The 12527-nt window shown below is 69.5% G+C and carries 9 protein-coding genes; 6 read left to right on the top strand and 3 right to left on the bottom strand.

Going from position 1 to position 12527, the window contains the following annotated elements; all coding sequences use genetic code 11:
* Positions 1–37: 37 nt before the first annotated feature.
* The 6 genes from DVS28_RS13495 to DVS28_RS13470 all read left to right on the top strand — a co-directional run bounded on the left by DVS28_RS13495 (position 38) and on the right by DVS28_RS13470 (position 8830).
* Positions 38–682 (top strand): TetR/AcrR family transcriptional regulator, encoded by a 645-nt coding sequence (locus tag DVS28_RS13495; protein ID WP_114591909.1) that lies wholly within the window; start codon positions 38–40, stop codon positions 680–682.
* Positions 683–915: 233 nt separating this feature from the next.
* Entirely contained in the window at positions 916–1404 is a 489-nt protein-coding gene (locus DVS28_RS13490) for an HNH endonuclease (RefSeq protein WP_114594175.1), read from the top strand.
* 94 nt (positions 1405–1498) lie between these two features.
* Positions 1499–3433 (top strand): M14 family zinc carboxypeptidase, encoded by a 1935-nt coding sequence (locus DVS28_RS13485; protein WP_164710499.1) that lies wholly within the window; start codon positions 1499–1501, stop codon positions 3431–3433.
* Between the two features lie 156 nt (positions 3434–3589).
* Positions 3590–5485, top strand: a complete 1896-nt coding sequence (locus tag DVS28_RS13480) for a M14 family zinc carboxypeptidase (RefSeq protein WP_164710498.1) — start codon at positions 3590–3592, stop codon at positions 5483–5485.
* Between the two features lie 44 nt (positions 5486–5529).
* Entirely contained in the window at positions 5530–6993 is a 1464-nt protein-coding gene (locus DVS28_RS13475) for a pyridoxal phosphate-dependent decarboxylase family protein (protein WP_114591906.1), read from the top strand.
* A 166-nt stretch (positions 6994–7159) separates the two neighbouring features.
* Entirely contained in the window at positions 7160–8830 is a 1671-nt protein-coding gene (locus tag DVS28_RS13470) for a glycerol-3-phosphate dehydrogenase/oxidase (RefSeq protein ID WP_342795444.1), read from the top strand.
* Positions 8831–8893: 63 nt separating this feature from the next.
* Here DVS28_RS13470 and DVS28_RS13465 read toward each other — a convergent pair whose 3' ends face one another.
* From DVS28_RS13465 to DVS28_RS13455, 3 genes are all read right to left on the bottom strand, one after another.
* Positions 8894–9748 (bottom strand): carbohydrate ABC transporter permease, encoded by an 855-nt coding sequence (locus DVS28_RS13465; protein WP_423784719.1) that lies wholly within the window; start codon positions 9746–9748, stop codon positions 8894–8896.
* Between the two features lie 119 nt (positions 9749–9867).
* Positions 9868–11055, bottom strand: coding sequence for a carbohydrate ABC transporter permease (locus tag DVS28_RS13460; RefSeq protein WP_216826018.1), 1188 nt, complete (start codon positions 11053–11055; stop codon positions 9868–9870).
* 66 nt (positions 11056–11121) lie between these two features.
* A complete protein-coding gene (locus DVS28_RS13455) occupies positions 11122–12501 on the bottom strand; it encodes an ABC transporter substrate-binding protein (protein WP_114591904.1) in 1380 nt (459 codons plus the stop codon).
* Positions 12502–12527 lie beyond the last annotated feature (26 nt).

The following is a 12527-nucleotide window of genomic DNA, read 5'->3' as shown; positions in this document are numbered from 1 at the left end:
GAGTTGACGTGGGCGTCAACTCTGGCAGGATCATGCTGTGATCGATCCCCAGCACGTGACCCCGCGCGGCCGCAAGACCATGGCCAAGCTGCGCGTGGCCGCGCAGGAGGCGTTCGCGGAGCTGGGGTGGCAGGAGACCCGGGTCCAGGACATCGCCGAACGGGCCGGCGTCAGCCACGGGACGTTCTACACCTACTACGAGAACCGCTCGGCGGTCCTCATCGACCTCGTCACCGACACCATGGCGGCCTTCATCAACCTCGTGTCCCAGCCATGGGAGAGCGAGGACCCGCGCGCAGAGGTCGAGCGGATCGTGGGTGGCGTCCTCGACACCTACTCCACCGACGCCGCCGTGATGAAGACGTGGATGCAGGCGTCGAGGGAGGATGCCGAGTTCGGTGAGCTGTACCTGGACCTGCGGCAGCGGTTCGTCGACCGGATCACCGAACAGCTGGACCTCGTGACCGACGCGGCGGGCCGACGCAGCAAGGTGCCGCCGCCGGAAACGGTCGCCTCGGTCCTCGCTGCGATGGTCGAGCACTTCGCCTACTGCCGCACGGTCCTGGGGGAACAGCACAGCCGTGACGCGGCCCTCGACGCCCTGCTGCTCGTGTGGGGTGGGGCCATCAACGGCATGGCCGGCTTCGAGATCATCGACACCGCCCCACGCCACGCCATCTGAGGCGTCGGGGACGACCGTTCGAGGGGTCGGTCCGCTGGTGTAGTGTGACCGCGACCGGAACCGGACCGATCGTCCGCTGCCAGGGCGGGCCTCGGGGACGGCTGGTCGGAGGTGAACGCTTGAGTGCGCTGATTGCCCCCCATCCCGCGCCCGCAGGGACGCGGGAGTCGACGTCGCCACCGCCGTCCAGCTCCTCCGGCAGACCCGGCAAGGCCCTCGTGCTCAACGCGTCGATGGAGCCCCTCTGCGTCGTCAGCGGCCGCCGAGCCCTCGTGCTGCTGCTGACCGGCAAGGCCGACATGGTCCACGAAGGGGTGCATGTCTTCCACAGCGAGCGCCTGGACCTTTCCGTTCCCTCGGTCGTCCAGCTCCGCCGATACGTACGGGTGCCGTACCGCCGGCGGGCCACGCTGACTCGCCGCGGGGTGTTCATACGCGACGACCACGCGTGTCAGTACTGCGGCGTCCCCGCAGAGAACATCGACCACGTCCATCCCCGAAGCCGCAACGGCGCGCACGAGTGGGAGAACGTGGTCGCTTCGTGCATGCGGTGCAACTCCCGCAAGGGCGACCGCACGCCGGCCGAGGCGGGGATGGTGCTGGCCCGACGGCCGTTCGCCCCGCGCGCCGCCTTCTGGATGGTGGTGGCCGTCGGACGAGTCCGGCCGGAGTGGGAGATCTACCTCGGCGACGTGCACGGGCCGGAGCGCGCCGCCAGCTGAACTCCGCACGATCCTGCAGGACGGGCAGGAATCCGAGGTGTGGGGGTCGAACTGTCCGACAACCCCATCGTCGGATCCACCGGGAGTCGTTCCCTTGCACCGTTCAAGTCGCCGCCAGTTCCTCCGCACCGCTGGCCTCGCCGCGGGCGCCCTCGGCGTGGGCTTCGCCGGACCAGCCAGCGCCCTCGGCGCCCTCGACAGCGCAGGGACCGACCGCGCCGCCCTGCTCGCCGGTGAACCGTTGCGCATGGCGCGTGTCTGGTTGACCCGCGAGACCGCCCACCTCGCCGATGGCCTCGACGACACCCACCGCTCGTTCGGCGACGGGTCCTACGAGTTCCTCCTGTGGCCCGGTGACCTCGGCCGCCTGGTGCAGACCGGCCTGCGGTTCGAGATCACCGTCGACGACGTCGTCGCCCGCGACCGGGCGCGCACCGAATCCTCAGCGGTTCGCACGGTCGGGCTGCAGCCCGGCGAGACCGAGACGGGGGAGTACCGCCGGCTGGACGACTACAACGCCGACATGGCGGCGCTGGCCGCGGACAACCCCGGCCTGGTCAAGCTGATCGAGCTGCCCTACAAGTCCCTGGAGGAGCGGACGGTCTACGGGCTGGAGATCTGCACCGACGTCGACCGCAACGACGGTCGTCCGGTCTTCTACAACGACGGCGTGCACCACGCCCGCGAGTGGCCGGCCGGCGAGGTGCCGATCATGTGGGCCCACGACCTGGTCGAGAGCTACCGCGCCGACGAGGCCGGAGAGGCCGACGCCGCGCAGAAGCGGATCGCCAACCTCGTCCGCAAGGTGCGCAACGTCATCGTCCCGATCGTCAACGTCGACGGCTTCCACTTCTCCCGCGAGTTCCCCGTCGAGGCCGGCACCCATCAGGTCGGCGTCAGCATCCCTGTCCTCGGCGGCAACTCCGCCACGGCGGCCGGCAACGGCTTCGGCCAGTACTGGCGCAAGAACCGTCGCCAGCTGACCGACGGCGGCATCGCCCGCGAGCAGAACGCCCCCGACGGCCTGACCGCCTACGGCGTGGACCCCAACCGCAACTACTCCTACCAGTGGGGTGGCAGCGGGTCGTCGAACTCCGAGACCAGCGGCACCTACCGCGGCGAGGCGCCCTTCTCCGAGCCGGAGAGCCGCAACGTCCAGTGGATCCACCAGACCTACCAGTGCCTGACCGAGATCACCCACCACACCTCCGGTGACCTGGTGCTGTGGGCCTGGGGCGACACCGCCGCGGATGCGCCCGACGACGTCCTGCTCGCCCGCCTCGGCATCGCCTCGACCTTCTACAACGGCTACCAGCCGACGAAGTCCATCGACCTCTACGTCACCACCGGCACCTGTTCGGACTACACCTACGGCACCTGGGCATCGATCAGCTACACGTTCGAGCACGCCGGCGACTCCTTCCACCCGGGCTACGGCACGACCGTCCCGGCGATGTACGCCAAGAACCGCGAGGCGCTGACCCTCCTGGCCGAGGTCGTCTGCCTCGAGCCGATCGACCGCGGGCTGCTGCGCGACGAGGTGGCGGCCAACGGCGGCCTCCGCGATGCCCTGCAGGGCGACTTCTCCCGCGTCATCGAGGGCCGGCAGTACGAGTACTCCACCAGCCAGGTCGTCGACCTCGACGCCCGCTACCACTGCGTGCTGAGCGGCCGCATGGTCGACAGCGACGGCAACCCCGTCGCCGGCACCGTGCAGATGGAGAAGGACTTCCAGAACTTCCTGTGGTTCCTCGGGGGCGGGCAGAACCCGATCGACACGAGCCACTGGCCGGAGGCCGGGCTGTGGAGCATCGACGTCGAGGACGACGGGACGTTCCGCTGGTACGTCAACCCCTCCAGCCGACCGGCCTACTTCGACGACCCGACGTTCAACGCCGAGGAGCAGTACCAGGTCAGCTTCCGTACCGGCGGCGGCCCCTCCGCCGGCCAGTCGAAGGTGGTTGCGTCCCGCGACGTCGTCCTGCGACGGGGACAGACCATCGACTTCGGTGACATCGTCGTCGGCTGAGTCCCACGCCTCCTGCACGGCGGCCGGTCCCCTCGGGGCCGGCCGTCGTCGTTGTCGAGGGGATGCGTGGCGATTTTCGCCTGCCCGGGGGAGGATTTGTTGGCGGGAGCGTCGAACTGCCGGAGCACGAACCATCCAACCCCTGGAGAACCGCTCGTGCATCGCTCGTCCCGTCGTCATTTCCTCCGCACCTCCGGCCTCGGTGCCGGGGCCCTCGCCGTCGGCGTGGGTGTCGCCGGCCCCGCGGCCGCGGTCGAGGCCCTCACCGCCCGCGTGGCCGAGGAAGCCGGCAACCCGCTGCAGCTCGCCAGGGTCTGGGTGACCCGCGACAACGCCCACCTGATCGGTGAGCTCGACGACACCCACAACGTCTTCGAGGACGGATCCGTCGAGGTCCTCCTGTGGCCGGGCGACCTCGGCCGCCTCGTCGCCACCGGCCTGCCGTACGAGATCACCGTCACCGACCTCCTGGCCCGTGACGCGGCGATCCACGCCAACGCCGCCGGGCGCCCCGCGTCGCTCAAGCCGCAGCCGGGCGAGACCGCGGGCGAGTACCGCACGCTGGCGGAGCACAACGCCGACATGCAGATGCTCGCGTCGGAGAACCCCGACATCTGCGAGCTGATCACGCTGCCCTTCAAGACCCTCCAGGGGCGCGAGGTGTTCGGCCTGGAGATCGCCGAGAACGTCGCCAAGAAGGACGCCCGCCCCGTCTACTACAACGACGGCATCCACCATGCCCGTGAGTGGCCGGCGGCGGAGATGCCGATCATGTGGGCCTTCGACCTGATCGACTCCTACCGTCGCGCCACCGGCGAGCCCGAGCGGGCGTACTCCTCCAGCGAGTCCGACCCCAACGACGCCCGCATGCGCAACATCGTGGAGAAGACGCGCAACATCATCATCCCCGTGGTCAACACCGACGGGTTCGACTACTCCCGCTCGAGCGCGATCAACTTCTCCCTCACCGGGTCCGTCCCGATGGCCGGCATGCAGTACTGGCGCAAGAACATGCGGGGCACCCGCGTCGGCGAGCAGTTCGTCGGCGTCAACACCGGGACGCCGCAGAACGGCTTCGTGCCGACCACGGTCGGCGCACAGGGCATCGACAACAACCGCAACTACTCCTACCGCTGGGGCGGCGACGGCTCCTCGGCCAGCCAGACCAGCGCGACCTACCGGGGGCACGAGCCCTTCTCCGAGCCGGAGTCCCGCAACGTGCAGTGGGTGCACCAGACCTACCAGTGCCTGGCCGGCATCACCCACCACACCTCCGGAGACCTGGTGCTGTGGGCGTGGGGCGACACCCACGACGACGCGCCCGACGACGTGCTCCTGGCCCGCGTCGGCTTCGCCTGCGGTGACTACAACGGGTACCGGCCGACCAAGTCGATCGACCTGTACGTCACCACCGGCACCTGCTCGGACTACACCTACGGCACCTTCGGGTCGGTCAGCTACACCTTCGAGCACGCGGGGTCGAGCTTCCACCCGCCGTACGGCGACGTGGTCCCGTCCTTCTACGCGGCCAACCGCGACGCCCTCATGCTGATGTGCGAGCTCGTCTGCCTCGAGGACGAGGACCGCGGCTTCATGCACACGGCCGTGGAGGCCAACGTTGACGTGAAGCACCACCTGGTCGAGGACTTCGACGAGAACATCTCCAACACCGACTACACCTACATCGGCAACCCGCTGGACCTCCACGGTCGGCACAACAGCGTGATCAAGGGCCGCGTGGTCGACGCCGACGGGAACGGGGTCAAGGCGCTGCTGACCAACGTCAAGGACTTCCGCAACCCGTTGAGCCCCGGCAACCCCATCGACGAGGCGGACTGGCCCGAGCTGTGGAACAGCTCGGTCGAGACCGAGGAGGACGGCACGTTCTTCTGGCCGGTCTACCCGACCACCCGCCCGGCGGTCGAGTTCGAGGGCGGCCGGGAGACGATCACCCTGCGCGTGGAGCCGAGCAACGGCGCGGGCGCCAAGGAGATCGGCGGCATCCACCTGTCGCGCGGCGACGTCCACGACTGCGACGACATCGTGGTCTGACGCGTTTCGCCCCGTGCGGGCGACACGGCTAGGGTCGGCGGGCCATGACGAGCCCGCCGACCGACCCGTCCGCCCTGCACTGGGACCCAGAGACCTTCCGCCAGCACGGCCACCAGGTCGTCGACTGGCTCGCCGACCACATGGCCGGCATCGCCGACCTCCCCGTCCGCTCGCGCGTCGAGCCCGGGGAGGTGGCGGCACGACTGCCGACGTCCGCGCCGGGGGAGGGGGAACCCTTCGAGGCGCTGCTGGCCGACCTCGACGACGTGGTCATGGACGGCATGACGCACTGGCAGCACCCGTCGTTCCTCGCGTACTTCCCGGCCAACGCCAGCCCACCGTCGGTCCTCGCCGACCTCGTGTCCAGCGGCCTCGGCGCCCAGGGCATGTTGTGGTCCACCTCACCGGCGGTCACGGAGGTCGAGACGGTCGTGCTCGACTGGCTGGTCGACGCGCTCGGCCTGCCCGCCGCCTTCCGCAGTGACGGTCCCGGGGGAGGGGTCATCCAGGACACGGCGTCCTCGGCCACCCTCTGCGCGTTGCTGGCCGCGCGCGAACGTGTCCTCGACGGAGCCGGCAACCGTGACGGCGTTCCGCAGGGCCTGACGGTCTACGCCAGCGCCCACGCCCATTCGTCGCTGGAGAAGGCCGCGCGCGTGGCCGGCCTTGGCTCGATCGCCCTGCGGAGTGTCCCCACCGACGCCGATCACGGCATGGCCCCCGCAGCACTGGCCGAGGCCATCGATGCCGACCTCGCCGACGGCCTGCGGCCCGTGATGGTCATGGCGACCGTGGGCACCACCTCCTCCACCGCCATCGATCCGGTCGCGGCCATCGCGGAGGTCACCACCGAACGCGGTGTGTGGCTCCACGTCGACGGCGCGTTCGGTGGCTCGGCCACCGTCTGCCCGGAGCACCGGGACATGATCGCCGGCCTCGAGCACGCCGACAGCTACGTGATGAACCCCCACAAGTGGCTGCTCGTCGGCTTCGACTGCAGCGCCTTCTGGGTCGCCGATGCGGCAGCGCTGACGGGGGCGCTGGGGATCCTGCCCGAGTACCTGGCCAACGCCGCCAGCGCGAGCGGCGAGGTCATCGACTACCGGGACTGGCACATCCCCCTCGGTCGCCGGTTCCGCTCGCTCAAGCTGTGGTGGGTGCTGCGGAGCTACGGGATCGAGGGACTCCGGTCCCACATCCGAGCCCATGTGGCGATGGCGCAGCAGCTGGCCGGCTGGGTCGCCGACAGCGACGACTGGGAGCTGGCCGCGCCGCATCCGTTGTCGCTCGTGTGCATGCGCCATCGGCGTGACGACGCCGTTGCCGAACGCGCGATGGAGGCCGTCAACGCCAGCGGCAACGCGTTCCTCACCCACACCCGCCTCGACGACCGCTACGTGGTCCGGGTCGCCATCGGCGGCTGGCGGACCACCATGGACGACGTCAGGGGAGCATGGGACGACCTGGTGGCCGCGGCCACGCGCATCGAGGGCGTCGGGCACGGCTGATCCGCCGGGTGCGGCATGGACCTGCCCGTGCGAGCATGCGGGGTCGATGGCTGACCTCGCACCCGCGCCCGTGTCCGACCTGCCCGTGCCCGACGCACCCGCCCCGCTGCCCGGCAGCTCCGACGGCCGGCTGGATCCCGCGCAGCGGGCCAGGGCCCTGCAGACCATGGCCGGCCAGCAGCTCGACGTGCTCGTCGTCGGGGGTGGCATCACCGGTGCCGGCACGGCGCTGGATGCGGCCGCCCGAGGCCTGTCGGTGGGTCTGGTCGAGGCCCGGGACTACGCCGCCGGCACCTCCAGCCGATCCAGCAAGCTGATCCATGGTGGGCTGCGGTACCTCGAGCAGCTGAACTTCGCGCTGGTCCACGAGGCCCTGCACGAACGGACGTTGATGCTGGACCGGCTGTGTCCGCACCTGGTCCGCCCCATCCCCTTCCTGTACCCGCTGACCAACCGCGTGTGGGAGCGGGCCTACGTGGGCGCGGGGATCGCGCTCTACGACGCCATGGCTGGCCGGACCGGCATGCCCCGCCATCGCCACCTGACCCGCACCCAGGCCCTGCGGATCGCCCCGTCGCTGCGGGCCGACAAGCTCGTCGGGGCCATCCAGTACTACGACGCCCAGGTCGACGACGCCCGGCACACCCTTGCGGTGGCGCGCACCGCCGCACGGCACGGGGCAGCCATCGCCACGTCGTGTCGTGTCGTGGACTTCGTCACCGAGGGCGAACGCATCGTCGGGGCGAAGGTCCGCGACCTCGAGGGCGGCGAGGAGTTCGTCGTCCGGGCACGGCAGGTCATCAACGCCACCGGTGTCTGGACCGACGACGTCCAGGCCTTCGCCGGCCGCGGTCGCATCAAGGTGCGCGCCTCCAAGGGCGTCCACCTGGTCGTGCCCCGCGACCGCATCCACTCCGACGCCGGGTTCATCACCCGGACGGCGTCCTCGGTGCTGTTCGTCATCCCGTGGATGGCGCCGCCGTTCACCCGCCACTGGATCATCGGCACGACCGACACCGAGTGGGATCTCGGCAAGGCCCACCCCGCTGCCAGCTCGGCCGACATCGACTACCTGCTGGGCGAGGCCAACAAGTGGCTGAACATCCCGCTGACCCGCGAGGACGTCGAGGGGGTCTACGCCGGGCTCCGGCCGTTGCTGACCGGGGAGTCCGAAGCCACCTCCAAGCTGTCCCGCGAACACGCCGTGGTGCAGGGGGTCTCCGGCCTGATCACCGTGGCGGGCGGCAAGTACACGACCTATCGGGTCATGGCCAAGGACGCCATCGACGCAGCGGCGCGCAGCATGAACCGACGCGTTCCGGAGACCCCCACCGACCGGCTGCCGCTCGTCGGGGCCGACGGGTTCCAGGCGACCTGGAACCAGCGCGAACGGCTCGCTGCCGGCTCCGGCCTGCACGTCGCCCGCATCGAGCACCTCCTGCGGCGCTACGGCTCGGAGGTCCCCCGCCTGCTGGCCGCGATCGCCGACCGTCCCGAGCTGGGCGCCCCCATCGACGGTGCCGCCGACCACCTGATGGTGGAGGCGTGGTACGCCGCCGCGTGGGAGGGGGCGCTGCACCTCGACGACGTGCTGACCCGACGGATGCGCATCTCCATCGAGACGTGGGACCGGGGCCTGACGGCCGCCAAGGCCGTCGTCGGTGTCGTCGGTGAGGTCCTCGGGTGGGACGAGGACACCCGTGTCCGTGAGCTGTCGCACTACGAGGCGCGGGTCGAGGCCGAACGCGAGTCCCAGACCATGGACGACGACCACACCGCCGACGCCGCTCGCCTGGGCGCGCCGGACGTGCGGACGGGATTCGCCACGCAGCGCTGACCCGTCGCGGACGGGTCGGGACCGTGGCAGGCCGACGGTCGTCAGCCTGCCACGCCCGTGGGGTCAGCCCTTGACCGAGCCTGCCGTCAGGCCGCGGACGAAGAACCGCTGCAGGCCGAAGAACACGGCCAGCGGGATGGTCATGGTGATGAAGGCACCCGCCGTCAGCAGGTGGAGCTGCTCGCCGAACGTGCCCTGCAGGCCGGCCAGGTAGGTCGTGGCCACCTGCCCCTCTGCGGCGCTGTTCAGCATGATCAGCGCGACGAGGAAGTCGTTCCACGTCCACAGGAACTGGAAGATGGCGAACGCCGCCAGCGCCGGGACCGACAGCGGGATGATCAGGCGCCAGAACGTCTGGAAGTGACCCGCGCCGTCGACCTTCGCCGACTCGATGACCTCCTTGGGGAGGGCACCGATGTAGTTGCGCAGCAGGTAGACGGCCAGCGGCATGCCGAACCCGGCGTGGGCCAGCCAGATCGCCAGGAAGCTGCCGTTGAGGGTGAAGTTGTCGAACCCGAGCGTGCCCGACAGGAACGAGTCGATCTGCACCTGCAGCTGGATGATCGGGATGAACGCCACCTGCAGCGGCACGACGAGCAGCGCGACGAAGAGGATGAACAACGGCTCGCGGCCCTTGAACTCCATCCAGGAGAACGCGTAGGCAGCGAAGGCGGCGATGAGGATCGGGATCACCGTGGCGGGGACCGCGACGACGATGGAGTTGACGAACGCCTCGGCCAGCGTCGAGCCGCCGGACGTGGCGCTCAGCACCTCGCTGTAGTTGCTGATCTGCAGGCCGCCCTCGGTGAGGACGGTCCACCACCCGGAGTCGTTGGCGGCCGCGGGGGTGCGCAGCGACGTGACGAGCAGCCCGATGGTGGGCAGCAGCCAGACGCCGACGACGAGGAGGAGGACGATCCGGGTGAACCAGCCACCGGAGTTCTCCTCGCCGGGACCCTTCGCGGTGAAGGCCTTGGTGAGGAACCCCGGCGACTTGCTCGGCACCGTCGGGCTGTCGGGCGTGGTGGTCGTGGCACTCACCGTGAAGCCTCCTGCTCGCGGAACCGCTTGACGTTGATCAGCATGAACGGGATGGTCGCGAGGACCAGCAGGACGACCAGGACGCCGGCGCTGCCGTAGGCCCCGTTCTCGAAGTTGGTGAAGAACAGGTTGGCCACGACCTGGGTGTCGTCACGACCGTTGGTCAGGACGCGCACGATGTCGAAGACCTTCAGCACGGTGATCAGGATGGTGGTCAGCACCACCACGATCGTCGAACGGATCTGGGGGACCACGACCCGCCAGAACACCTGCCACTCGTTGGCCCCGTCGATGCGCGCTGCCTCGATTGTGTCCTCGGGTACCGACTTGATGGCCGCCGACAGCAGGACCATCGCGAAGCCGGCCTGCAGCCAGATCATGATGACCATGAGGGCGAAGTCGTTGAACGCCTCGCGTTCGAGCCATGCGATGGGCTCGGCGTTGAACAGGTTGACTACGATCGCGTTGAGGATGCCGGTCTGGTCGCCGGTGGTCTCGATGGCGTAGACCAGCTGCCAGACGACGGAGGCGCCGACGAAGCTGATGGCCATCGGCATGAAGATCATGGACTTGGAGATGTTCTCCAGCCGCGGGGGCAACCGGTCGGCCAGCACGGCCACCAGCAACCCGATGGCCACCGCGCCGGAGGGGACGACCAGGATCCACAGGACGTTGTTGTAGATGGCGGCCCAGACGGGGCTGTCCCCGGTGAGGACCCCCTCGTCCACCACGTTGACGACGAAGGTCGCAAGCAGGCCCAGGCCGAGGACCGCGAAGGTCCACGTGCGCATCCGTGCGCCGCGGGCATCGCCGGGAGGCATGCGGTTGGTGATCCCGACCACCACGCCGATGACGATCGCCGCGACCGCGAGGATGATCGCGATCGGGGGGATGCCGTCGCCGGTGATGGCGTCGGCGTAGTTGTCCAGCCCCACGAACGGGCGTTCGCCGTCGACGAACCGGTCGCCGTAGAAGCTGCGCCTGACGGTGTCGATCATCGGGTACAGCAGGTAGACGGTGACGACGAACAGCGCCGGCAGGATGAAGACGTAGGGCCGGACCCGCTCACCGGCCTCCTTGGGCATGACGCGCTCGGTGACGAAGTTGCCGACCCAGTAGAACGCCGCCGCGCCGCCCACGCCGATGATGATGATGACCAGTGCTCTGAGCAGTGTGCCGCCCATTGATCCCTCCTGGTTGTGGTCACAGACCCCGGACCGACGGTGCAGTCGGTCCGGGGTCGAAGGTGATTAGCCCTCCTGCACCTCGGCGTACAGCTCGTCGATGCTGGTCAGGGACTCCTCGAGCTCCTGGTCACCGGAGATCCACTCGGTCATCTCCAGCCAGAACGAACCCTCCTGCGAGCTGGACCCGACGTCACCGGGCATCAGGTCGGAGCCGTCGAAGCGGAAGAAGTCCGCCTCGGCCAGCAGGGTGCCGGCCGTGCGGGCCGATTCGGTGGGGTAGATGGAGGTGTCGAAGCTCGTGTAGGGGGACAGGAAGCCACCCTGCGCCGCCCAGCCCTCGCCGGACTCCGGCGTGGCCAGGAACTCCATGAAGGCCTGCGCCGCTGCGCTGTCGGAGTAGAGGGCGGCGATGTCACCGGCGCCGAGCGCTGGCGACCCGATGGACTCGTCGATGGGCGGCAAGTAGAAGAAGTTGTAGTCCGTCCCGAACTCTGCGTCCGGGTCGTTCTCGGCGATGAAGCCCTCGATGAAGGTGGCCTGGCGGTGCAGGACGCACTCGCCGTCGGTCCCGCCCAGGATACCGATCACCGAGGTACCGAAGTTCTCGCGGGCGATGTTGGCACGACCGCCGCTGACGAAGTCGTCGTTGGTCCAGATCGGGACGATGTAGTCCTCGATGGCGCCCTGCACCTCGGGGGAGGCGAAGTCGAGGTCGCCGGCAACCCACTGGTCGTAGGCGTCCGGTCCGATGGTGCGCAGGAGGACGTCCTCGACCCAGTCGGTGGACGGCCAACCGGTGGCGTCACCGGATTCGATGCCGATGCACCACGGGGCGTAGCTGCCGTCGTCGGCGATCTGCTGGGTGAGGGCCATCATGTCGTCCCAGGTCTCCGGGATCTCGTAGCCCGCTTCCTCGAAGACCGGCTGGTTGTACCAGACCAGGCTCTTGAAGCTCAGGCGCAGCGTGAGGCCGTAGTTGGTGCCGTCGAACGTCGTCAGGTCGAGCAGGCCACCGACGAGGTCTTCCCGAAGGGCCTCCTCGTCGAGGAAGTCCAGCGGCTGGACCGCGCCCTGGCTGACGAAGTCCTCCAGCAGCCCCGGCTGGGGGTGGAGGATGACGTCCGGTGGGGTACCGGACCCGATGCGGGTGCGGGCCAGGGACTCGAAGTCGTTGGATCCCTCGTCGTTCACGGTGACGCCGGGGTTGGCTTCCTCGAAGGCGTCGATGACGGCCTGGAGGCCGGCCACGTCCGCCTCGCCGGTGAAGGCGTGCAGCATCGTGACCTCGCCGCTGACGTCGCCGTCCCCGTCTCCACCAGCGTCGCTGGTCGCGTCGCCGTCCTCGGTGGCGTCACCACCGCCGTCGTCGTCTCCGCCGTTGCATGCAGCGGCGACCATTGCGAGCACCAGGAATAGTGCGGCCAAGAGCTTGTTGCGTGTCATGTGCCTGTCTCCATGTGTTGGGCCAG

The organism is Euzebya pacifica (assembly GCF_003344865.1).
Lineage (GTDB): Bacteria > Actinomycetota > Nitriliruptoria > Euzebyales > Euzebyaceae > Euzebya > Euzebya pacifica.
The sequence above is the reverse complement of the archived record's forward strand: the minus strand, read 5'-3'. Positions and strand labels throughout refer to the sequence as shown.